Annotated in this window: 19 protein-coding genes and 2 tRNA genes; 10 read left to right on the forward strand and 11 right to left on the reverse strand. The window is 67.0% G+C overall.

The features are described 5' to 3' along the window. Window positions 1–144 precede the first annotated feature (144 nt). The 3 genes from tuf to AC0L6G_RS05880 all read right to left on the reverse strand — a co-directional run bounded on the left by tuf (window position 145) and on the right by AC0L6G_RS05880 (window position 1,633). Window positions 145–1,335 carry an elongation factor Tu gene (tuf, locus tag AC0L6G_RS05870; protein WP_314187333.1) on the reverse strand — a complete coding sequence of 397 codons (1,191 nt, stop codon included), beginning with the start codon at window positions 1,333–1,335 and terminating at the stop codon, window positions 145–147. Window positions 1,336–1,396: 61 nt separating this feature from the next. Continuing rightward, window positions 1,397–1,470: transfer RNA gene (locus AC0L6G_RS05875), tRNA-Gly, on the reverse strand. Window positions 1,471–1,549: 79 nt separating this feature from the next. Then, window positions 1,550–1,633: transfer RNA gene (locus tag AC0L6G_RS05880), tRNA-Tyr, on the reverse strand. A gap of 149 nt (window positions 1,634–1,782) precedes the next feature. On the opposite strand from AC0L6G_RS05880, the gene rlmB reads away from it, so the two are divergent. From rlmB to AC0L6G_RS05895, 3 genes are read left to right on the forward strand one after another with little or no spacing between them, the layout of a single operon-like run. After that, window positions 1,783–2,667: a 23S rRNA (guanosine(2251)-2'-O)-methyltransferase RlmB gene (gene rlmB, locus AC0L6G_RS05885; protein ID WP_293828740.1), complete on the forward strand. Its 885-nt coding sequence runs from the start codon at window positions 1,783–1,785 to the stop codon at window positions 2,665–2,667. 31 nt (window positions 2,668–2,698) lie between these two features. Then, window positions 2,699–3,508: a TerC family protein gene (locus AC0L6G_RS05890; RefSeq protein ID WP_293828742.1), complete on the forward strand. Its 810-nt coding sequence runs from the start codon at window positions 2,699–2,701 to the stop codon at window positions 3,506–3,508. After that, on the forward strand, window positions 3,505–3,840 hold the full coding sequence (locus tag AC0L6G_RS05895) for a rhodanese-like domain-containing protein (protein WP_293828743.1): 336 nt from the start codon (window positions 3,505–3,507) through the stop codon (window positions 3,838–3,840). The genes AC0L6G_RS05890 and AC0L6G_RS05895 overlap by 4 nt, the downstream gene beginning before the upstream one ends. Here the strand turns inward: AC0L6G_RS05895 and AC0L6G_RS05900 are convergent, their stop codons facing one another. The 5 genes from AC0L6G_RS05900 to AC0L6G_RS05920 form a co-directional block, all read right to left on the reverse strand. Next, window positions 3,841–4,554: a 2OG-Fe(II) oxygenase gene (locus AC0L6G_RS05900; RefSeq protein ID WP_293828745.1), complete on the reverse strand. Its 714-nt coding sequence runs from the start codon at window positions 4,552–4,554 to the stop codon at window positions 3,841–3,843. It abuts the gene before it with no gap. A gap of 25 nt (window positions 4,555–4,579) precedes the next feature. Continuing rightward, window positions 4,580–6,283 (reverse strand): methionine--tRNA ligase, encoded by a 1,704-nt coding sequence (gene metG / locus AC0L6G_RS05905; protein WP_473252977.1) that lies wholly within the window; start codon window positions 6,281–6,283, stop codon window positions 4,580–4,582. 111 nt (window positions 6,284–6,394) lie between these two features. Further along, window positions 6,395–7,738: an MATE family efflux transporter gene (locus AC0L6G_RS05910; protein ID WP_473252978.1), complete on the reverse strand. Its 1,344-nt coding sequence runs from the start codon at window positions 7,736–7,738 to the stop codon at window positions 6,395–6,397. Window positions 7,739–7,802: 64 nt separating this feature from the next. Next, window positions 7,803–8,201 (reverse strand): DUF1489 family protein, encoded by a 399-nt coding sequence (locus tag AC0L6G_RS05915; protein ID WP_293825841.1) that lies wholly within the window; start codon window positions 8,199–8,201, stop codon window positions 7,803–7,805. A 251-nt stretch (window positions 8,202–8,452) separates the two neighbouring features. Beyond that, the gene (locus AC0L6G_RS05920; RefSeq protein ID WP_293825839.1) at window positions 8,453–10,414 is read right to left on the reverse strand and encodes an acetyl/propionyl/methylcrotonyl-CoA carboxylase subunit alpha; all 1,962 of its coding nucleotides are present in this window, start codon (window positions 10,412–10,414) and stop codon (window positions 8,453–8,455) included. A gap of 85 nt (window positions 10,415–10,499) precedes the next feature. Between AC0L6G_RS05920 and AC0L6G_RS05925 the strand changes: the two genes are divergently transcribed. After that, window positions 10,500–11,111: a TIGR02466 family protein gene (locus tag AC0L6G_RS05925; protein WP_293825837.1), complete on the forward strand. Its 612-nt coding sequence runs from the start codon at window positions 10,500–10,502 to the stop codon at window positions 11,109–11,111. Between the two features lie 165 nt (window positions 11,112–11,276). Here the strand turns inward: AC0L6G_RS05925 and AC0L6G_RS05930 are convergent, their stop codons facing one another. Continuing rightward, window positions 11,277–12,176, reverse strand: coding sequence for an enoyl-CoA hydratase-related protein (locus AC0L6G_RS05930; RefSeq protein ID WP_293825835.1), 900 nt, complete (start codon window positions 12,174–12,176; stop codon window positions 11,277–11,279). 68 nt (window positions 12,177–12,244) lie between these two features. After that, window positions 12,245–13,837 (reverse strand): carboxyl transferase domain-containing protein, encoded by a 1,593-nt coding sequence (locus AC0L6G_RS05935; protein WP_293825833.1) that lies wholly within the window; start codon window positions 13,835–13,837, stop codon window positions 12,245–12,247. A 216-nt stretch (window positions 13,838–14,053) separates the two neighbouring features. Here AC0L6G_RS05935 and rpsF point away from each other — a divergent pair, with 216 nt between their 5' ends. From rpsF to alr, 6 genes are all read left to right on the forward strand, one after another. Next, entirely contained in the window at window positions 14,054–14,440 is a 387-nt protein-coding gene (gene rpsF, locus AC0L6G_RS05940) for a 30S ribosomal protein S6 (RefSeq protein WP_291536056.1), read from the forward strand. A 12-nt stretch (window positions 14,441–14,452) separates the two neighbouring features. After that, window positions 14,453–14,731 (forward strand): 30S ribosomal protein S18, encoded by a 279-nt coding sequence (rpsR, locus tag AC0L6G_RS05945; RefSeq protein ID WP_054766014.1) that lies wholly within the window; start codon window positions 14,453–14,455, stop codon window positions 14,729–14,731. A gap of 1 nt (window position 14,732) precedes the next feature. After that, window positions 14,733–15,317: a 50S ribosomal protein L9 gene (gene rplI / locus AC0L6G_RS05950; protein ID WP_055754943.1), complete on the forward strand. Its 585-nt coding sequence runs from the start codon at window positions 14,733–14,735 to the stop codon at window positions 15,315–15,317. A gap of 329 nt (window positions 15,318–15,646) precedes the next feature. Beyond that, on the forward strand, window positions 15,647–18,106 hold the full coding sequence (locus tag AC0L6G_RS05955) for a TonB-dependent receptor plug domain-containing protein (protein ID WP_293825824.1): 2,460 nt from the start codon (window positions 15,647–15,649) through the stop codon (window positions 18,104–18,106). Between the two features lie 175 nt (window positions 18,107–18,281). Further along, entirely contained in the window at window positions 18,282–19,772 is a 1,491-nt protein-coding gene (locus AC0L6G_RS05960; protein ID WP_293825822.1) for a replicative DNA helicase, read from the forward strand. 38 nt (window positions 19,773–19,810) lie between these two features. Next, window positions 19,811–20,872, forward strand: coding sequence for an alanine racemase (gene alr, locus AC0L6G_RS05965; RefSeq protein ID WP_293825821.1), 1,062 nt, complete (start codon window positions 19,811–19,813; stop codon window positions 20,870–20,872). On the opposite strand, the gene AC0L6G_RS05970 is transcribed toward alr, so the two are convergent. Further along, window positions 20,866–21,495: a Yip1 family protein gene (locus AC0L6G_RS05970; protein WP_293825819.1), complete on the reverse strand. Its 630-nt coding sequence runs from the start codon at window positions 21,493–21,495 to the stop codon at window positions 20,866–20,868. The two genes, alr and AC0L6G_RS05970, sit on opposite strands and share 7 nt — an antisense overlap. Window positions 21,496–21,539: the final 44 nt, after the last annotated feature.

Genomic DNA, 21,539 nt, shown 5'->3' on the forward strand with positions numbered 1-21,539 from the left:
TTGCAGGCAAGATCGCCCGCTCGGTTGTCGAAGCCTGACGCCCCCACGGCGAAACGGCCCCCGGATCGCTCCGGGGGCCGCTCTGTTACGCTACTCTGTCTTTCGACCCCGGCAGGCTCGCGCCCAGGGGGCCGATCGTCGCGCTTAGGCGATAATCTTGGCCACGACGCCCGCGCCGACCGTGCGGCCGCCTTCGCGGATGGCGAAGCGCAGGCCCTGGTCCATCGCGATCGGCGTGATCAGCTCGACGCTCAGCTCGGCGTTGTCGCCCGGCATGATCATCTCGACGCCTTCCTTCAGATGCACGATGCCGGTCACGTCCGTCGTGCGGAAGTAGAACTGCGGACGATAGTTGGTGAAGAACGGCGTGTGGCGGCCGCCTTCCTCCTTCGTCAGGATGTAGGCTTCGGCCTGGAACTTGGTGTGCGGGGTGATCGAACCCGGCTTGCACAGAACCTGACCGCGCTCGACGTCCTCACGCTTGGTGCCGCGCAGCAGAACGCCGACGTTGTCGCCCGCCTGGCCCTGGTCCAGCAGCTTGCGGAACATTTCCACGCCCGTGCAGGTCGTCTTCTGGACCGGACGGATGCCGACGATCTCGACTTCCTCGCCGACCTTGATGACGCCCTTCTCGACGCGGCCCGTGACCACGGTGCCGCGGCCCGAGATCGAGAACACGTCTTCCACCGGCATCAGGAACGGCAGGTCGACCGGACGCTCCGGCTGCGGGATGTAGGCGTCGACCGTCTCCATCAGGGCCAGAACGCGCTGTTCGCCGATTTCCGGGTTCACGCCGTCGGTCGCGGCCTTGGCCGAACCCTTGGTGATCGGGATTTCGTCGCCCGGGAACTGGTAGCTGCTGAGCAGCTCGCGCACTTCCATCTCGACCAGCTCGAGCAGTTCTTCGTCGTCGACCAGGTCGACCTTGTTCATGAACACCACCAGGGCCGGCACGCCGACCTGACGGGCCAGCAGGATGTGCTCGCGCGTCTGCGGCATCGGGCCGTCCGCGGCCGACACCACCAGGATCGCGCCGTCCATCTGCGCCGCGCCCGTGATCATGTTCTTCACATAGTCGGCGTGGCCGGGGCAGTCGACGTGCGCATAGTGACGGTTCGCCGTCTCATATTCCACGTGCGCCGTGTTGATCGTGATCCCGCGCGCCTTCTCTTCCGGCGCCGCGTCGATGTCGGCGTAGTTCATCGCCTTCGCCCCGCCCGCCTTCGCCAGCGTCATCGTGATCGCCGCCGTCAGCGTCGTCTTGCCGTGGTCGACGTGACCGATCGTGCCGATGTTGCAGTGCGGCTTCGTCCGTTCGAACTTTTCCTTGGCCATGGCCAAAACTCCTCAAGGCCCTGGTCCGTCAGCGGAGGGGCGCGATGCTGATCTAAAAACCTGGAGCGGGTAGACGGGATCGAACCGACATCCTCAGCTTGGAAGGCTGCTGCACTACCATTGTGCTATACCCGCGCGGAGACTGCGGAAGTTCTAGGGGAACGCCGCAGCCGATCCTCTCCGGCGTCCTGATCCGTCGTGTTCGCAAGGCGCGTGGTGGGGGAAGAAGGACTCGAACCTTCGAAGCTTACGCAGGGGATTTACAGTCCCCCCCCTTTGCCGCTCGGGACATTCCCCCAACGCGCCTTTTCGAACCGCCGGACCCCTCCGTTCCGCCCTTATTCAAGCGGGACGAAACAAAAGCCTTCGGTATGTCGCCTCCTCTGCAGTAGAGGGGGCGCCCAGACCCGAAAGCCCTTGGGGCTCCAAATCGGAGGGCGTCTTATAGTGTCGTCGAAATCAGAACGCAACGACCGTAAAAGCGGTAAAAAGCCAGCCTTCGGAGGCCGAGCCAGCGGGCCGCGCGACAAGGCGCAAAAGCCTGCCCCGCAAGGATTTTCCGGGCGCGAAGACGGTCCTCGTCCGCCCCGTTCGCCGGATCGGTCCAAGGCCGAGGCCGATAATTTCCTATGGGGCCGGCACCCGGTTCTGGCCGCGCTGGCGAATCCCGCCCGGCGCGGAACGGGCCGCTTGATCGTCACCGCCGAGCGCGCCCAGGAGATCGAGGACGGGCGGCTGAACCACGGCCACAAGATCGAGGTCATGGACAATCAGGCCCTGACCCGGATGCTGCCCGCCGGCGCGGTGCATCAGGGCATGGCGTTCAAGGTCCAGCCGCTGGAAGGCGTGTCGCTGGAGGAATTGGCCGAGCCGGCGCGGGGGATCATCGTCATGTTGGACCAGCTGACCGATCCCCAGAACGTCGGCGCCATCTTCCGTTCGGCCCTGGCCTTCGGCGCTCGAGGCGTCATCGTTCAGGAGCGCCACGCCCCGGCCCTGGCCGGCGCCCTGGCCAAGGCGGCCGTCGGCGCGACCGAACGCCTGCCCCATGCGCGGGTAACGAACCTGTCGCGCGCGCTGGAGCGCCTGGCCGATCTGGGCTGGCGGGCGGTGGGGCTGGACGGGTCGGGCGAACAGACGCTGGAAGAGGCGTTCGATTCGCAGCCCACCGTCCTGGTCATGGGGTCGGAGGGCGACGGCATCCGCCGCCTGGTCGCCGAACACTGCGACGTCCTGGCCAAAATCCCCATGCCCGGCGGTTTCGAGAGCCTGAACGTGTCCAACGCCGCCGCCGTGGCGCTTTATGAGGCGGCGCGCGCGCAACGCGGCTGACAGAACGCCGCACCGGCGTTAGAGAGCGGGAATGGAATTCCTCTCGTCTCCCGAACTCGCCAGCCAGGCTGCGGCCCTGGGCCAGGTCCTGCTGATGGACCTGGTGCTGGCCGGCGACAACGCCGTCGCCGTGGGCCTGGCCGCCGCCGCCCTGCCCCAGGACCAGCGCAAGAAGGCCATTCTGATCGGCCTGGCCGCCGCCGTGGTCATGCGCATCGGCTTCGCCCTGATCACCGTCCAGCTTCTGGCCCTGGTCGGTCTGTTGCTGGCGGGCGGCCTGCTGCTGCTGTGGGTGTGCTGGAAGATGTGGCGCGAACTGCGCGAACAGGCGACCCACGACCAGGCCGAGGCCGAGGCCGAGCTTCAGCTTGCGCTCAGCATCGAGCACGGCACCGGCCCCTCGCCCGAGGAACTGGGCGTCAAGCGCAAGAGCTTCGGCGCCGCCCTGATCCAGATCATGGTCGCCGACATCACCATGTCGCTGGACAATGTGCTGGCTGTCGCCGGTGCGGCGCACGAACATCCGTGGATCATGGTCTTCGGCCTGATCCTGTCCATCGCCCTGATGGGGGTCGCCGCCACCTATATCGCCAAGCTGCTGCATCGCTTCAGCTGGATCGGCTATATCGGCCTGGTCGTGGTGCTCTATGTCGCCCTGCACATGATCTGGGACGGCGCGCGCCAGGTCGTGGTGCGCACCGGCCATCTGGAGCAGTTCAACGCCTCCGCCCCGGCCTTCCTGGAGATCGGCCCCGAGGAAGCCGCCAAACACCTGGGCCAGAAGCGCACCGCGGACAGTCCCGTCCACGCCCCGGCCCAGCCCACGGCGCCCGCCCGATGACGGTCGCCACGGTCACGGTCGAGGAAGCCGCCGCCTGGCTGGGGTCCGGCGAAGCCGTCCTGATCGACGTGCGCGAACCGGACGAGTTCGCGGCCGCCCGCATCGAAGGCGCGATCCTGGCGCCGCTCAGCCAGATGCCCGCCGCTTGGGAGGCGCTGGACCTGCCCGCCGACAAGAAGATCGTCGTCCAGTGCCTGAAGGGCGGCCGCAGCCACCAGGTCTGCGCCTTCGTCGGCCCGACCGGTCCGGACGGCCAGCCCCTGTTCAACCTGACCGGCGGCATTCAAGCCTGGCACGCGGCCGGCTTGCCGGTGGTGTTCGCAGCGAGTTGATCAGCCCGCCCTCAACCATCCCGTCACCGAAATCCGTTCGGCGCCTGCGGAAAGGGCGATCTGCGTCACGGAATGAGGCGACGGCACCTTCAGCAGGTTCAGGGTGTTGAAGCGCGGAGTGAAGGCTTCGGCCACATTGCCGTCAGCCCCGTGGAAGGCCAGCAGGCCGCCCCATTCGATGCGCCAGGCCGGCGTCAGGTTCAGCACATAGGCGAAGAAACGGTTCTTGCCCTCGGCATGGTCGTCGTGCTCGGTCAGAAAATGGCCCGCCCGGAACCGCGTCAGTTGGGCGTCGGCCAGAGCGATGCGGGGCTCGCCTGTCAGGTCGCGCATAAGGCTCAGAAAGGCTTCGCCGTTCAGAAAGGCTAGCAGTTCGGCCCAGACCGGCGCCACCTGACCCGCCTCCGCCAGATCGTAGATCGGGTGATTGTCGTAAAGATACTGAAAGTCGTCGCGCGCGGAAGCCTGGACCGCCTGGCCCAGACCTGTCTTCTGCTGCGGCGTCAGCGACGCCAGCCAGGCCGCCGGCAGATCGACATGACCCGACCCGCGCCGCGTCACCACGTTGTACTCAGCCTGGACCGCCGCCCGGTGCAGGGCCAGGGCGTCCGCCTCGATCAGCACGCCATCGACCTGGGCCCGACCGCTGCGAGCCAGGCGCTCGCGGATCGCCGCGCGTTGCGGTTCGGTCAGGGGCGCGAGGTTCGGCGTCATCTTTCGCTGCTCCCTGCCCGCTCGATCAGGCGTCCGCTCCGCCGAACCGTTCGGACCATTCCGCCACCTGGGCGTCCTCGATCTTGGCGAACAGCACGCCCTGCGCCTCGACCTTGCCCCCGACCGGCAGGACGTTCAGCAGGTCCGCGCCCGCATCGGGCCACGACAGGTCGGTCGATCCGACCGAGGCCGCGATCCTCGGCGCCGTGAACGGCAGGATCGGCGCCGCCAGACGCGCGAACAGGGCGACCAGATTCAGACCCGTCCGCACCCCCACCGCCGCCTGATCGCGATCGGTCTTCAACGCCGTCCAGGGCGCCGCGACCTGCAGATATTCGTTGCCCAGCACCCAGGCGGCGCGGATGGCCACGGCCGCCTTTCGGAACTCCATCGCCTCGAACTGCTCGGTCGCCTCGGCGACAGCGGCGCGGATGTCGGCCTCCAGCTTGGCTTCGACCGGCCCCGGCTCGCCGCCCTCGGGCACGACGCCGTCGAACTTGGACTCGGCGAACTTGACGATGCGGTTGACGAAGTTGCCCAGCACGTCGGCCAGGTCCTTGTTGGTCGAGGCCTGGAAGTCCTCCCAGGTGAAGGCCGAATCCGCGTGTTCCGGCCCGTAGGCCGTCAGCCGCCAGCGCCAATAGTCGGCCGGCAGCAACTCCAGCGCCTGGTCCATAAAGACGCCGCGCTTCTGGCTGGTCGAGAACTTGCCGCCATACCAGTTCAGCCAGTTGAAGGCCTTCAGCTGGTCCACCGTCTTCCATGGCTCGCCCGAACCGATGATGGTCGCCGGGAAGGAAACCGTGTGGAAGGCGACGTTGTCCTTGCCCATGAACTGGACGTAGCGGACGTCCTCCGCCCCCTCGTCAAGACGCCACCAGTCGCGCCAGTTGTTCCCGGTCCCCTCGGCCCATTCCTCGGTCGCCGCGATATATTCGATGGGAGCGTCGAACCAGACGTAGAAGACCTTGTCCTCCATGCCCGGCCGGGGAAAGCCGTTCTTGGTCACGGGCACGCCCCAGGCCAGGTCGCGGGTGATGCCCCGGTCGATCAGCCCCTCGTCCAGATGTTTGTAGGCGATGGACTTGGCCAGCACCTGCCAGCCGCTCTTGGCGTCGACCCAGGCGCGGATTTCGGGCTCGATCTTGGTCTGCAGCAGATACAGGTGGCGGGTGTCGCGAACCTCCAGGTTCCTGGAGCCCGACACCGACGAATAGGGATCGATCAGGTCAGTCGGGTCCAGCAGCCGCCCGCAGTTGTCGCACTGATCCCCCCGCGCGCCGACATGGCCGCAGTGCGGGCAGGTGCCTTCGACATAGCGGTCGGGCAGGAAGCGGGCGTCGTCGATCGAATAGATCATCCGATCGACCCGTTCCTCGATCAGGCCGTTCTTCTCCAAAGCCTCCGCGAAATGCTGGGTCAGCCGATGGTTCTGCGGGTTCGAGGATCGGCCGAACCAGTCGTAGCTGAGGCCGAACGCTTCGCCCGCCGCCTTCTGAATTTCATGCTGCTCGTCGCAATAGGTGCGCACGTCCTGACCGGCGGCGGCGGCGGCCAGTTCGGCCGGCGTGCCGTGCTCGTCGGTGGCGCAGATATAGAGCACCTCATGACCTTGGGCCCGCTTGAACCGCGCCCAGACGTCGGCCGGCAACATCGACCCCGCCAGATTCCCCAGGTGCTTGATGCCATTGATGTAGGGCAGCGCCGAGGTGATGAGGATGCGGGACATGATACCGAGTGGCGAGTGATGGGTGGCGAGTGGTTAGTGGCGACCGTTGGCGGTCACGGCAAGTGCGATTTCCCGGAAATCGGAAAGACCTCGCTCGTCACCCGCCGCCCGTCACTCGCGCCTTGCTCGCTTCGCCACCCGCAAGAACCGCCCCGTCAGCAGGACGCCGGAGATGACGCTGGCGACGATGACCGACCAGACCAGGCCGTTCACGCCCATCCGGTGCGCAAGCCACCAGCCCAGCGGGATCATGATGATCCCATAGGACAGCAGGTGCATCAGCGTGGGCCAGACCACGTCGCCCGCCGCGCGGTTGGCCTGTGCGGCCACGACCTGCTGGGCGTCGGCGACGAAGAACAGGGTCGCCAGGACCAGGGCCGGGGCCGCGATGGCCAGGATGGCGGGGTCGGACGTATAGGCGCTGACCACCGGCCGCGCGGCCAGCCACAGGCCGATGGCGATGATGAAGGCCAGAACCGTCACCACCCCGATGCCCAGCAGGCCGCTGCGCATCACGCCCGCCTTGTCCCCTGCCCCATAGGCCCGCCCCACCAGCACCGCCGTCGCCGATGACAAGCCCATGGGCACCATGAAGACAATGGCGGACACATTGATGACCACGGCCCAGCTGGCCGTCTCGGCCGCGCCCAGCTGTCCGGCGAACAGGGTCATGGCCGCGAAGGCCCCGACCTCGATGAAGTTGGACGACCCCGCGCCGATCCCGACCCGGATCTGCTCCACCTCGACCGAACGGTCGCGTCTGGGTTTGGCGAACAGCCCCCAGGCCCGCGCCTCGGGCAGGCGCAGGATATAGATGGCCAGGAACACGGCCAGGGCCGTGCGCGCGCCGAAGGTCGCCCAGGCCGAGGCCGCCGCGCCGTGGACGCCCAACCCCAAAAGGTCGGGCACCAGAACGATGTTCAGCGCCAGATTGACCGCATTGGCCACCCACATGGCGACCATGCCGGCCTTGGGCCGATGCAGCCCCTCCAGAAAGAACTGCGCCGCCACCGAAATCAGATAGGCCGGCATCGACAGGGCGAAGATCATCAGGACGGGCGACGCGCCTTCGGCCAGCCCGTCCTCCAGGCCCATATGGACCATGCCGAACGGCCCCAGCAGCAAGAGGCCGATCATCGAGATCACCCCGATCTGCAAGGCGTAGACCAGGCCGCGGCGCAGCACGGCCCCGACCTCGTCGCCCCGCCCCTCGCCCCTCAGACGCGCGGTCATGACCTGGACCCCCATCATCAGGCCGACCGCCGTAGTCAGAACCACCGACGACGGCGCCCAGGCCAGGGAGTGATAGGCCAGTTCGCGGCTGGCGTAATGTCCCACCACGATGGCGTCGGTCAGCCCCATCGTCATGATGCCCAGCCGCGCCATGACCACCGGCCAGGCCAGATGGGTCAGTTCGCGAAGGGTGTGGCGGGTCTGGGGGCTGAACGCGATCATGGGAGGCGGCACAGGCCATGCGCGCCGGCCGGGGTCAACTCCCAAAAACTTTGTGGATTTGGCGCTACCAGGCGCCCAGTTCGCGCAGCTGACGCACCAGTTCCTCCGGCGCCTCGCCCGCATCCAGTTCGCTCATGTCCGCCGGCGCATCCTTGGCCTCGAAATAGCGCCAGCCCTGAAACGGTCGCCGCGCCATCGGGGCGGTGCGGACGACCCTGGGCTCCAGCGTGATCTCGCAACGACTGTCCTTGCCCTGCCCCAGGGTGGCGATGTCCAAGACCAGCTGGCGGCAGACGATGACGCCCTTGACCACCCAATACAGCGAGCCGCCGTCCTCGATCTCGGCGGCGCGTTTGGGCGTCATCCGCGTGTGGACGATCAGGGGCTTTCCCGACCTGGCGCGATTTTCCAGCCATTCGACGTCGGGCACGCCGACGCCAAGCTTGATGATGTTCAGCAACATGGCGCCCACCTAATGGCCCGTGGGCGCATTGGCCAGATTCTTAATGAGCGGCCTGCTGCAGCCTGACCGGCGCCGCTTTCCCTGAGCGCCTTACGGGGCCAGCATGTACGGGTTGATCATCCCGCCTCACGGCCCATGCCGGCCGTCACGACGAATTGAGCCTGTGCCTGCTCGACCCGAGCACAGGCGTCCGGGTCGCCAGAGCTATGTGGCGGCCCCCGATCTGAAAGACGCCGACGCCCCGTGGGGCTTTAGCGCGCCCTGACCACCGCCAGCACGGCGGCCTCGACCACCTGATCGCCCAGGCCCGCCACGCTCTCGACCAATCCGTCGAATGGGGCCGTCAGGGCGTGTTCCATCTTCATGGCTTCCAGCACCACGACCGGCTGGCCCTTGGTCACGGCGTCGCCGGCCTTGACCGGCGCAGCGACGATCTTGCCCGGCATGGGCGCGCGCAGCGAGCCGTCCGAAGCGGCGGCGGCGCCCGATCCGACAGCGGCGCGATAGGGCGCGACACGACGCGCCTCGCCATCGACGAACACAACGAAGCCGTCGTCGACGGTCTGATAGCCGAACACCCGGTCCCCGGCCTGCACCTGGTCGAAACCGGCATGGGCCCGTTCGCCCGATCCGCCGAGCCAACCCGTTTCGATCGGCGTCACGGCGGCCGAGACGCCCTGACCATCGACATGGGCCCACACCGTCGTCTGCGGCGGTCCGTTCAGGCGCACACCATAGGACAGGCCCGGCTGTCCGCCCCAGGGGCTGAAACGATCCGACGGAGCTTCCGCCGCCTCCGTCGTAGCCTCCGCGATCAGAGTAAGCGCCGCCAGCGTCGCCTCGTCGGACGGCCGGGGTCGCAGCGCCGCCTCCTCGGCCGCGATAAAGCCCGTATCCACGTCGCCGGCGACGAAGCGCGGGTGCTCAAGGCAGCGTTTCAGGAAGCCGGCGTTGGCCTTGACCGGCCAGACCTCGACCTCCCCGGCCGCTTCGGCCAGGCGCGCCGCCGCCGCCTCGCGCGTGTCTTCGTGCACGATCAGCTTGGCGATCATCGGGTCGTAGAACTGGCTGACCTCACCGCCCTGCTCCACGCCCGTGTCGACACGGATGTCGTCTGGCATGACGAAATGCTCCAGCCGGCCGATCGACGGCAGGAAGCCGTTCGCCGGATCCTCGGCATACAGCCGCGCCTCCATGGCCCAGCCGTTCAGCTGAACCTCATCCTGCTTCAGGGGGATCGGCTCGCCCGCCGCGACGCGGAACTGCCATTCGACCAGATCGACGCCGGTCACGCTCTCGGTCACGGGATGCTCGACCTGCAGTCGGGTGTTCATCTCCATGAACCAGACGCCGTCCGCCTTCAGCCCGTCCGAGGCGTCGGCGATGAACTCGATGGTTCCGGCCCCGACATAGTTCACCGCCCGGGCCGCCTTGATCGCGGCCCCGGTCACGGCGGCGCGCACGGCCTCGCTCATGCCCGGCGCCGGCGCCTCCTCGATCACCTTCTGGTGTCGGCGTTGCAGCGAACAGTCGCGCTCATACAGATGGACGACGTTTCCGTGCCTGTCCCCGAACACCTGAACCTCGATGTGGCGCGGGCGGGTTATGTAGCGTTCGATCAGAACCCGATCGTCGCCGAAGGCCGCAGCCCCTTCCCGCTTGGCGCTGGCCAGACCGGCGGCGAAATCGGCCGGATCGTCGACCCGCTTCATCCCCTTGCCGCCGCCGCCCGCGACCGCCTTGATCAGCACCGGATAGCCGATCCGCGCCGCTTCCGCCGTCAGGGTCGCCTCCGACTGGTCCGCGCCCTGATAGCCGGGCGTGACGGGCACCCCGGCCTCGATCATCAGCTGTTTGGCCGCGTCCTTCAGACCCATGGCCCGGATCGACGACGGGTCAGGCCCGATCCAGATCAGGCCCGCCGCCGCGACGGCCTCGGCGAAGTCGGCGTTCTCGGACAGGAAGCCGTATCCGGGGTGGATCGCTTCGGCGCCGGTCGCCTTGGCCGCCGCCAGGACCTTCGTGGCGTCCAGATAGCTCTCGCGCGCCGCCGCCGGGCCGATCAGCACCGCCTCGTCGGCCTCGCGTACATGCAGGGCCCCGGCGTCGGCCTCGGAATAGACGGCGATGGTGCGCAATCCCATCCGCTTGGCGGTGCGGAAGACGCGGCAGGCGATTTCGCCGCGATTGGCGACAAGGACGGACTTGAACATGATGGGTTATTAGCCGGATCGTGCGCGGGTGGCGAGCGCTCCCACGACCCTTCTCAGGCGCCTCTCCAGGCGTTAAGCCGAACCGATGTCTCTGCGCCCTCTCTTTGTCACCCAGGTCTACGAAGCCTCCCTCTCCGAGGGACGGGGCTGGGCCGCGTTCAACGAACAGCTGATCGACGTCGTCCGAATGATGGCCGAGGAGGATGCGGCCGGCCGCCGCTGGTGCCGCGACAACGCCTATCGCGGCTACACCTCCTACGCCTCGCTGAACGACCTGCCGCAGCGGTTCCCCGAGTTTGCGGAGCTGAAGCGCCATCTGGATCGTCACGCCGTCGCCTACGCCCGCGCGCTGAACTTCGACCTGGCCAGAAAGCCGCGGCTGGACAATCTGTGGGTCAATATCCTGAAGCCCGGCGGCGGCCACACCGGCCATATCCACCCCCACGCCTTCCTGTCGGGCACGGTCTATATCGACGTGCCGGACGGCGCCTCGTCGCTGAAGCTGGAGGATCCGCGCCTGCCCTTCATGATGGCCCGGCCCGGCGTGACGGAAGACGCGACCGAGGCCGAACGCCCCTTCGTCTATCTGCGGCCCCAGGCAGGCACGGTCCTGATGTGGGAAAGCTGGCTGCGGCACGAGGTGCCGACCAACCAGGCCAAGGCCGACCGCATCTCGATCAGCTTCAACTACGCCTGAACGAATTCACCCGTCATTCCGGGGCTGAGCGCAGCGAGGAACCCGGAAGCCAGGAGGCGGTCCAGACGCCGACCTCGTCATGCGCTGGTGAAAGCCCCCTGGGTTCCGGGTTCGTCCTTCGGACGCCCCGGAATGACGCCCTTCAATCTGTTGAACTGGCCCCGTTCAGACCGTCCAGCTTGCCTTGCGCTTTTCCAGGAAGGCGGCGACGCCCTCGCGTCCCTCCTCCGAGACCCGCGCGCGGGCGATGCGTTTGGCGGTTTCGTCCAGCAGGCCGGTGTCGATCTTGTGGTAGGCGATGTCGTTGACCAGGCGTTTGGCGTCGCCCATCGCGCCCGGCGCATTGCCGGTCAGGCTGTCGCTCAGCATGCCGATGAACTCGTCCACCGACCCTTCGGGCAGCACCAGGTCGATCAGCCCGGCGTGGGCGGCGTAGTCGGCGTCGAAGGCGTTGCCGGTCAGAAAAAGCTGGCGGGCGCGCCGGGCCCCGACGGCCTCGATCACATAGGGGGCGATGGTCGCCGGGATCAGGCCCAGCTTGACTTCGGAGAAGGCGAAGCGCGCGCCCTCGACCGCTACGGCCATGTCGCAGGCGGCGACGATGCCGGCCCCGCCGCCCACCGCATTGCCCTCGACCACCGCCACAGTGAGCGCCGGCACGTCATGCAGCGCCTTCAGCATCCGCGCCAGGCCCAAGGCGTCGTCGCGATTGTCGCTCTCGGACCAGCCGGCCGCGTCGCGCATCCAGTTCAGGTCGGCTCCGGCGCTGAAGGCGCCGCCCGCCCCGCGGATGAAGACCGCCCGCACACGGTCCGCGCCATGCAGCGTCTCGAACGCCTCGTGCAGGGCGGCGATGGTCGCGGCGTCGAAGGCGTTCTTCTTCTCCGGCCGGTTGATAGTGACGAAGACGACCCCGTCGGCGGTCGAATCGATCTGCACCAGGTCATCGTTCGCATCCGGCGCAGCGTCCGGCACCAACGGCTGGGCGATGCTGTTGATCTCGGCCGCCTCGGCGTCGGTTACGTCCAGGGCGTTCAGGTCGGCTTCGGTCGGTTTATCGGTCATCGGGGGTTCCTTCGAAGGATCAAAGCACGAGGGGGATTTGGTGAAACGAACGGCTTTCTGAACCGACCTTACATCCTGAACAGGCCGAAGGTGGTCTCCGGGATCGGGGCGTTCAGGCTGGCGCTGATCGCCAGGCCCAGGACGTCGCGCGTCTGGGCCGGGTCGATGACGCCGTCGTCCCACAGGCGGGCGGTGGCGTAATAGGGATTGCCCTCGTCCTCGTATTTCTGGCGGATCGGCGCCTTGAAGGCCTCGGCGTCCTCGGGCGACCAGGTCTCGGCGTCGCGGTGGACCGTGGCCAGGACGCTGGCCGCCTGTTCCCCGCCCATGACGCCGATCCGGCTGTTGGGCCAGGTGAACAGGAAGCGCGGCGAATAGGCCCGGCCGCACATGCCGTAATTGCCGGCGCCGAAACTGCCGCCGATCAGGACGGTGAACTTGGGAACCTCGGCCGAGGCGACCGCGGTGACCAGCTTGGCGCCGTCCTTGGCGATGCCGCCCGCCTCGTATTTGCCGCCGACCATGAAGCCCGAGATGTTCTGAAGGAACAGCAACGGGATTTTGCGCTTGCAGGCCAGTTCGATGAAGTGCGCGCCCTTCTGGGCGCTCTCCGAGAAGATCACGCCGTTGTTGGCCAGGATGGCCACCGGATAACCCCAGATGCGCGCGAAACCGCACACCAGGGTCGAGCCGTACAGCGTCTTGAACTCGTCGAAGTCCGAGCCGTCCACCAGCCGGGCGATCACCTCGCGCACGTCATAGGGCGCGCGCACGTCTTCGGGGATCAGCCCGTACAGTTCCTCGGGGTCGAAGGCTGGGGCGCGCGGCTCGCGCACATCCATCTCGACGGTCTTGGTCGTGTTCAGATTGGCGACGATGGACCGTACGATCTCCAGCGCATGCTCGTCGTTCTCGGCCACATGGTCGACCACGCCCGAGCGACGGCCGTGGGTCTCGGCCCCGCCCAACTCCTCGGCCGATATGACCTCGCCCGTCGCGGCCTTCACCAGGGGCGGACCGGCCAGGAAGATGGCGCCCTGGTTCCTGACGATGATCGTCTCGTCCGACATGGCCGGCACATAGGCGCCGCCGGCGGTGGACAGGCCCATGACGCAGGCGATCTGGGCGATGCCCTTGGCGCTCATCCGGGCCTGGTTGAAGAATATGCGGCCGAAATGGTCGCGGTCGGGAAACACCTCGGCCTGGTGCGGCAGGTTGGCCCCGCCCGAGTCGACCAGATAGACGCACGGCAGGCGGTTCTGCTCGGCGATCTCCTGGGCGCGCAGGTGCTTCTTCACCGTCATCGGAAAATAGGCGCCGCCCTTCACCGTGGGGTCGTTGGCGACGATCATCACCTCGCGGCCCGACACCCGGCCGATGCCGGCGATGACGCCCGCCGCCGGGGCCTCGCCGTCGTACATCCCGTGCGCCGCCAGTTGGCCGATCTCCAGAAAGGGCGAGCCGAGGTCCAGCAGGCGCTCGACCCGGTCACGCGGCAACAGCTTGCCCCGCGCCACATGGCGTTCGCGCGCCTTGTCCGACCCGCCGCGCGCGGCCTTGGCCACATGATCGCGCAACTCGGCGACCAGGGCGCTGTTGCGCGCGTGCAGGGACTTGTATTTTTCGCTTTGCGGATCGACCGCTGACGTCAGCTTCGGCATGCCGCTGGTTTAGGCGGGCGCGAGAAACGCCACAAGCGCCCAGCGTCCTTGCCTGATGCGTCCTTTTCCCCTATACGCGCCCGCTTTCCAGGGCTTCGGTCCTGTCGCGGAACACCAAAGGGTTGGACGTTCGGTCCGGCCGCCGCGTCAGGAGCCATCGTGGAGACCGACTTACCCGGTCGTTTCCGCGCCGACGCCCACAAGGGAGACTACCGCATGGCTCTTTACGAGCACACGGTCATGACGCGCCAGGACATCTCGGCGCAACAGGCCGAAGCGCTGAACGACACCATCAAGGACCTGATCGTGCAAGGCGGCGGCTCCGTCGCCAAGATCGAGTACTGGGGTCTGCGCAACCTGACGTACCGCGTGAAGAAGAACCGCAAGGCTCACTATTCGCTGCTGGCCGTCGACGCCCCTCCGGCCGCCATGGCCGAAGTCGAGCGTCAGCTGTCGATCAACGAGGACGTGCTGCGCTGGCTGACTGTCCGCGTCGAGGAACTCGACCTGGAACTGTCGCCGCTGCTGGCCCGCCGCGAGCGTGAACGCGAGCGCGAGCGCGAACGCACCCCGCGCGACGACGCCGCCGCCGACGCCGAATAAGGAGACCGGAACATGACCGATACGACTGCCCCCACCCCGGGCGCCCCGGCCGGCTCCGGCTCGGCTGGCCGCCGCCCCTTCTATCGTCGCCGCAAGGTCTGCCCGTTCTCGGGCGCCAATGCGCCGAAGATCGACTACAAGGACGTCAAGCTGCTCCAGCGTTACGTCTCCGAACGCGGCAAGATCGTGCCTTCGCGCATCACCGCCGTCTCCCAGAAGAAGCAGCGCGAACTGGCCAAAGCCATCAAGCGCGCCCGCTATCTGGCCCTCCTGCCGTATGTGGTGAAGTAAGATGAAGGTCGTTCTGCTGGAACGCGTCGAGAATCTCGGCGCCATCGGCGACGTCGTGTCCGTCAAGGACGGCTTCGCCCGCAACTTCCTTCTGCCGCGCGACAAGGCCCGCCGGGCCACCGCCGCCAACCTGAAGGCGTTCGAACTCGACCGCGCCGCCATCGAGCAGCGCAACGAGAAGAACAAGGCCGACGCCCAGAAGGTCGCCGACAAGATCGACGGCCAGACCTACGTCATGATCCGTCAGGCCGGTGAAACCGGACACCTGTACGGTTCGGTCGCCGGTCGCGACGTCGCCGAGGCCATCCAGGCCGAAGGCGGCAAGGTCGAGCGCTCGCAGGTCGTCCTGAACACGGCGATCAAGAGCCTGGGCGTCCACGAAGTGCCGGTCCGCCTGCACGCCGAGGTCCGCGCCACGGTCAAGATCAACATCGCCCGCTCGATGGACGAGGCCGAGCGCCAAGCCAAGGGCGAGGACGTGATCCGCAGCCAGTTCGACGACGAGCGCCAGGCCGCCGAGCAATCGGCCCAGGAACTGATCGAAGGCGGCGCCGGTCAACAGGAAGGCTTCGGCGACGAAGCCTGATCCGACCGGATCGCAGAAACATCTAGGGCGCGTTCCGCATGGGACGCGCCCTTTTTTGTTGTAAACGACCCCCGCACGTGTCTGCCCACCGGCGGCCCCATCGAATGACTATGACAAGTTTGCAACGCCCGCGACTCTGTGTGGGCCGCTTGCGGCTATTGCGCAAAAGTCTGTCTTGACCATGGCCATACGCGGTGAACACCCTCAAGCAAGGCCGTGATCTGTCTGTTCCGCGACGATTTCATTGCGCGGCAGCCGCCGGCCGGGGGCGGCGTCTCCGTGGCCGGTCGATGCCCCAGAACAAAGGCCGCTGACGTTTGGGGATTATCATGACGCTGTTTTCCGGCCGCGCCTTCCTGCTGGCCTTCGCCTCCACCAGCGCGCTTATGGCGGCGCCGCAAGCCTTCGCCCAGCAAGCCACGCCCGCATCTGACGACGCTACCGAAGTCGGGGAAATCGTCGTCACCGGAACCCGCACCGCCGGCCGCAGCCGACTGGACAGCGTGGCGCCCGTCGACGTGATTTCGGGCGAGACTCTGACCCGCAATGGAACCGGCACGGAATTGGCCGCCGCGCTGGCCGCCACGGCGCCGTCGATCAACTTTCCTCGTCCCGCCATTTCCGATGGTTCGGACCATGTGCGTCCCGCCACTTTGCGGGGTCTTGCGCCCGACCAGACCTTGGTCCTGATCAACGGACAGCGCGGCCATATCGGCGCCCTGCTCAACGTCAACGGCGCCCTGGGGCGCGGTTCGACGGCGTTCGACCTGAACACCATTCCTTCAGTGACCCTGGGCTCGGTCGAAGTGCTGCGCGACGGCGCCTCGGCGCAATATGGCGCCGACGCCATCGCCGGGGTCATCAACCTTCGCCTGCGCGAAGCTTCCGGTGGCGGCGGCGTCACCGCCAACTACGGCATCTACGACACCGATTTCACCACTGCTCGTGGCGAACATAGCCGTCGCGATGGCGAACAGACCTCGCTGGCGGGCTGGATCGGCTTGCCTCTGTTCGGCGACGGCTTCCTGACCCTGTCCGGGGAAATACAGAAACGTCAGCCCACTAATCGCTCGGACTACGCCGCCCCGAGCGCCGTCAGCAATGGCAGTTCCAACACGGTCATCGGGCGCTTCGGCGACCCCTACACCGAGGCCTATTCCGGCTATCTAAACGCCGGCAAGCCGATCGGCGGCGAATGGCAGGCCTATGCCTTCAGCGGCTATCAGAGCCGCAAGTCCGAGGCTGCGGCCACTGCGCGCGCCTTCAACAACTCCAACAATGTCGTCGCCATCTATCCGAACGGCTTCCTGCCGATCATCGCCGCCGATATCACCGACTACAACATCTACGGCGGAGTCAAAGGGCCTGCGCTGGGCTTCGACTGGGACCTGTCGGTCGGCTATGGTCGCAATGAACTGGATTATCGCGTCATCAACAGCCTGAACGCCTCCTACGGCGCGGCCTCCCAGACCGAATTCGACGCCGGTTCGCTGGGTTATGGCCAACTGACCATCGGCGTGGACGCGGTCAAGCAGATCGAAGTCAACCTGTATGAACCGCTGAACGTAGCGATCGGTGTCGAATACCGCCGGGAAGACTTCAGCGTGTCCGAGGGCGAGCCCGCCTCCTATAACAAGGGGCCAGTGACCGCAGGCGGATCGGGATCTCAGGGCTTCCCCGGTTTCGCACCGACAAACGCCGTCGATGTGGATCGCCACAACATCAGCGCCTACATTGATCTTGAGGGCAAATTCTCCGAACAGTTCAGCGTCGGCCTAGCCGGGCGTTACGAGGACTATTCGGACTTCGGAGATCAGTTCACCGGCAAGATCTCGGGCCGTTACGACTTCACGCCCGCCTTCGCCATCCGCGGCGCCATTTCCACCGGCTTCAAGTCCCCCGCCCTGCAACAGCAGTATTTCAGCTATGTGGCCACCAATCTGGTCGCCACCGGCAGCGGCGTCAGCCTGCAACAGAACGGCAGCTATCGAGTCGATGATCCCATCGCTATCGCCCTGGGAGCCAAGCCACTGGAGCCTGAAACCTCGACCAACTATTCGCTAGGCGCGGTCTTCCGACACGAAGGCTTCGAACTGACGGTCGACACCTATCGCATCGATGTGCAGGACCGGATCATCTATTCGGAAACCCTCGGCGTCTCGCGGCCCAGCCAGACGGCCCAGTCCACCGCCGCGATCCAGGCCCTGCTGGCGCCTTATGGCGTGACCGGCGCCCGCTTCTTCCTAAACGGCGTCGACACCACTACCAGCGGCGTCGACGTGGTGGCTCGCTATCGCACCCAGCAGGACTTCGGTCGGTTCGATTTCACCCTGGCCGGCAACTTCAACACCACGGAAGTCACCAAGACGCCGCCGGTGCCCAGCAACCTGGCCATTGCGCCGTCGAATTCCTTCCTGTTCGACCGCTCCTCGAAACTGTCGTTCGAGCAGGGCACGCCCGAGAAGAAGATCGTCGCCAGCATCGATTGGTCGCAGAACGCCTTCGGCGCCACCCTGCGCGGCACCAGTTACGACAGCGTCCTGGTGGCCAACAACAACTCCACCCTGGACTATGAGACCGGCGACGCATTCCTGATCGACCTGGAAGGCCGCTACACCCTGCCCATCGGCATCACCGCGGCCATCGGCGTGAACAATTTGACTGACGAATATCCCACCGCCACGCCAACCACCGTCAATGGCGCGACGGGGTCGGTCGGCTATCCCAGCTACTCCCCCTACGGCTTCAACGGCCGGTTCTTCTATGGACGGCTCAGCTACAGCTTCTGATCTTTTCATAATGACGGAAAGGGCGCTCTTCGGGGCGCCCTTTTTCGGTGGCCGCGGGTGCGGGACTGTCGTCATTCGACAATTCCGGTTCGTCCCCAAAGCCGGTCAATCTGTCCACCGGCCAGGGGGCGTCCTGGTCTGACGCAGGCGCGTGCGAGGGCTAAACGTTAAGCCGATGAACGCCTTCGCCCCCCTGCCCTTCTCGTCCTCGCCGATGGATTCCAGCGGCGTCAGTTCGATGCCCCATAACCTGGAGGCGGAACAGGCCCTGCTGGGGTCGCTGATGTTCGACAACGCCGTGTTCGAGCGGCTCAGCGACCGGCTGCGCGGCTCGCACTTCTACGAGCCCTTTCACCAGCGGCTCTACGACGCCATCGAGGACCATATCCGTCAGGGGATGCTGGCCGAGCCGACCATTCTGATGGAGCGGTTCAAGCAGGACCCGGCCTTTCAGGAGTTCGGCGGCCTGCGCTATCTGGCCGATCTGGTGGACCGCGCCCCGCCCGCCGCCAACGCCCCCGACTATGCCCGCGTCGTCTATGACCTGGCCCTGCGTCGCGATCTGATCCGCATCGGCGGCGAGATCATCAAGGAGGCGCCCAATCCCGAGACGCCCGCCGACGAGCAGATCGAACAGGCCGAACAGACCCTGTATTCGCTGGCCGAGACGGGCAAGCCCTCGTCCGGCTTCGTCAGCTTCTCCCACGCCCTGTCCGGCGCCGTGCAGATGGCGGCCGAGGCCTATCAGCGCGACGGCAAGCTGGCGGGTCTGGCCACTGGCCTTCACGATCTGGACCGGAAGCTGGGCGGCCTGCACCCGTCCGACCTTCTGATCCTGGCGGGCCGTCCGTCGATGGGCAAGACCGCCCTGGCCACCAACATGGCGTTCAACGTGGCCCGCGCCTATCAGTGGGAGCCGACGCCGGAGGGGCGCAAGACCGTCAACGGCGGGGTCGTCGCCTTCTATTCGCTGGAAATGAGCGCCGAACAGCTGGCCATGCGTATCCTGGCCGATGCGTCCGGCGTGTCGTCGGACAAGCTGCGCAAGGGCGAGATCGACGCCTCGGACTTCGGCAAGCTGCGCGACGCGGCGGTCGAGATCGGCGAAAGCCCCCTCTACATCGACGCCACCGGCGGCCTGTCCATCTCCAAGCTAGCGGCCCGCGCACGCCGGTTGAAGCGGATGGAGCACGGGCTGGACCTGATCATCGTCGACTATCTGCAACTGGTGACGACCGGCGACGGGAATAGCCAGAAGAACCGCGTGCAGGAGGTGTCGGAGATCACCGGCGGACTGAAGGCCCTGGCCAAGGAGCTGTCGGTGCCGATCATCGCCCTGTCGCAGTTGTCGCGTCAGGTCGAACAGCGCGAGGACAAACGGCCGCAACTGTCCGACCTGCGCGAATCCGGCTCGATCGAACAGGACGCCGACTGCGTGATGTTCGTCTATCGGGAAAGCTACTATCTGGGCCGGGCCGAGCCGCGCGAGGGCACCGAGGAACACCTGCAATGGCAGCAGGACATGGACCGGCTTCAGGGTCAGGCCGAGGTGGTCATCGGCAAGCAGCGCCACGGCCCCATCGGCATCGTCAAACTGGCCTTCGACGCCGACACCGTCCGCTTCGGCAACCTGGCGCATGGGTATGAGGAAGTCAGCTACGAGTAGCCTCTTCCATCGGCGCGGCGTTGGCGCATAAGGGCGTCATGACCGATCCGACCGCCGCCCCCGCCGTCCTGTCCGTCGATCTGGACGCCGTGGCCCGCAACTATCGCACCCTGGGCCAGGTCAGCGGCCTGCCGGTGCATCCGGTGGTCAAGGCGGACGGCTATGGCCTGGGGGCGCAGGTCGTGGCGACGCGGCTGATGGCCGAGGGGGCCAGGACCTTCTTCGTGGCGCGTGTGACCGAGGGCTTGCGTTTGAGGGACGCCTTGGGGCCGCAATCCGCGGGCGGGCCGGTGATCTATGTGCTCGACGGCTGCCGAGCGGGCGAAGCGGGCGCGTTGAAGGCGGCGGATGTGCGGCCCGTGCTGAACCATCCGGCGCAGATGCAGGACTGGGCGGCGGCAGGCGGCGGCGCCTGCGGTCTTCAGATCGACACCGGCATGAACCGGCTGGGCTTCCGGCCCGAGGACGCGCCCGAGACCTTCGATGGACTGGCCCTGGTCCTGACCCACCTGGCCTGCGCCGACGATCCGGCCAATCCGATGAACCGGCGCCAGCGCGACCTGTTCGCGGGCGTGGTCGGCCGCTATCCGGGCGCGATCCGGTCCTTCGCCAACTCCAGCGGTTGTTTCCTGGGGCCGGACTTCGCCTTCGACGCCGTGCGGCCGGGCGTCTGCCTGTACGGGGGCGGACCCGAAGGCCGGCCCGATACGCGGATCGCGCCTGTCGCCACCCTGACCGCCCGCGTGCTGCAGGTGCGCGACGTGCCGGCGGGGGAAAGCGTCGGCTATTCCCAGGGCTATGTCGCCGACCGCCCGATCCGGGTCGCCACGGTGGCGGCCGGCTACGCCGACGGCGTGCTGCGGGCCTATTCGCCGGCGGGCGCGGTCTGGATCGCCGGCGAGACGCGCCCCTTGCTGGGCCGGGTGTCGATGGACGTCTGCGCGGTGGAGATCACCGGCCTGGACGTCGCCTTGGGCGATCCGGTCGAACTGTTCGGTCCGAACCGCCTGCTGGACGATGCGGCGGCGGCGGCCGGGACCATCAGCTACGAGTTGCTGACCTCGATCACGCCGCGCGTGCCGCGCGCCTATTCTCAGTAACCGCGTCCCAGGGCCGCGATCCCGGCGGTGGACGCCACGAAACTGACGGCGATGGCCCCCAGGACCGCCATCATGATCATGGCCAGAACCACGCCGGCGATCAGGACGACGACATAATAGACGATCTTCTTGTCCTCGGGCGTCTTCATCAGGATCGGCAGGCCCAGGAACAGCAGCACCAGGCTGTAGACGCCCCCGATGATGGTCAAGGCGCCCAGGGCCGGGATCAGGTTGAACACCCCCGCGATCCAGGACGCGGTCGAGGCGTACACCGCCAGCTTCATCGCCTGCACCGGATTCGGCGTCGAACCGAAGCTGGAAGCCAGGGCGTTGATGATCAGGCCCAGCAGATACACCCCCGCCAGGTTCAGGCCGTAGGAGACGATGGCCAGCACCAGGGCGCTGACGATCGACGCATGACCGAACGCCACGCTGCCGATCAGGGTCGCCACCGGACCGATGGCGGCCAGGATCATCGCGTAGCGGGTGAACAGGGTCTTGATCGTGGCGAACTCGCCGTCGATCATCCGCCATTCCGAGACGGGTTGCAGCAATATGCCCTTGACCCGCGCGGTCAGGGCCGGATCGACGGCGGGTTGCGAGGGGGACGTCGGATCGGTCATGGGGCGCCTCTGGGATTCGAGCAAACAGGGTATCGGCGTCCCCG

This window comes from Brevundimonas sp. D3-1P (genome assembly GCF_055809335.1).

Excerpts from the sequence above, each read along its gene's own strand:
- tuf (WP_314187333.1), bottom strand. The coding sequence starts at position 1,335 with ATGGCCAAGGAAAAGTTCGAACGGACGAAGCCGCACTGCAACATCGGC.
- AC0L6G_RS05890 (WP_293828742.1), top strand. The coding sequence starts at position 2,699 with ATGGAATTCCTCTCGTCTCCCGAACTCGCCAGCCAGGCTGCGGCCCTG.
- AC0L6G_RS05895 (WP_293828743.1), top strand. The coding sequence starts at position 3,505 with ATGACGGTCGCCACGGTCACGGTCGAGGAAGCCGCCGCCTGGCTGGGG.
- AC0L6G_RS05900 (WP_293828745.1), bottom strand. The coding sequence starts at position 4,554 with ATGACGCCGAACCTCGCGCCCCTGACCGAACCGCAACGCGCGGCGATC.
- metG (WP_473252977.1), bottom strand. The coding sequence starts at position 6,283 with ATGTCCCGCATCCTCATCACCTCGGCGCTGCCCTACATCAATGGCATC.
- AC0L6G_RS05910 (WP_473252978.1), bottom strand. The coding sequence starts at position 7,738 with ATGATCGCGTTCAGCCCCCAGACCCGCCACACCCTTCGCGAACTGACC.
- AC0L6G_RS05915 (WP_293825841.1), bottom strand. The coding sequence starts at position 8,201 with ATGTTGCTGAACATCATCAAGCTTGGCGTCGGCGTGCCCGACGTCGAA.
- AC0L6G_RS05920 (WP_293825839.1), bottom strand. The coding sequence starts at position 10,414 with ATGTTCAAGTCCGTCCTTGTCGCCAATCGCGGCGAAATCGCCTGCCGC.
- AC0L6G_RS05925 (WP_293825837.1), top strand. The coding sequence starts at position 10,500 with ATGTCTCTGCGCCCTCTCTTTGTCACCCAGGTCTACGAAGCCTCCCTC.
- AC0L6G_RS05930 (WP_293825835.1), bottom strand. The coding sequence starts at position 12,176 with ATGACCGATAAACCGACCGAAGCCGACCTGAACGCCCTGGACGTAACC.
- AC0L6G_RS05935 (WP_293825833.1), bottom strand. The coding sequence starts at position 13,837 with ATGCCGAAGCTGACGTCAGCGGTCGATCCGCAAAGCGAAAAATACAAG.
- rpsF (WP_291536056.1), top strand. The coding sequence starts at position 14,054 with ATGGCTCTTTACGAGCACACGGTCATGACGCGCCAGGACATCTCGGCG.
- rpsR (WP_054766014.1), top strand. The coding sequence starts at position 14,453 with ATGACCGATACGACTGCCCCCACCCCGGGCGCCCCGGCCGGCTCCGGC.
- rplI (WP_055754943.1), top strand. The coding sequence starts at position 14,733 with ATGAAGGTCGTTCTGCTGGAACGCGTCGAGAATCTCGGCGCCATCGGC.
- AC0L6G_RS05955 (WP_293825824.1), top strand. The coding sequence starts at position 15,647 with ATGACGCTGTTTTCCGGCCGCGCCTTCCTGCTGGCCTTCGCCTCCACC.
- AC0L6G_RS05960 (WP_293825822.1), top strand. The coding sequence starts at position 18,282 with ATGAACGCCTTCGCCCCCCTGCCCTTCTCGTCCTCGCCGATGGATTCC.
- alr (WP_293825821.1), top strand. The coding sequence starts at position 19,811 with ATGACCGATCCGACCGCCGCCCCCGCCGTCCTGTCCGTCGATCTGGAC.
- AC0L6G_RS05970 (WP_293825819.1), bottom strand. The coding sequence starts at position 21,495 with ATGACCGATCCGACGTCCCCCTCGCAACCCGCCGTCGATCCGGCCCTG.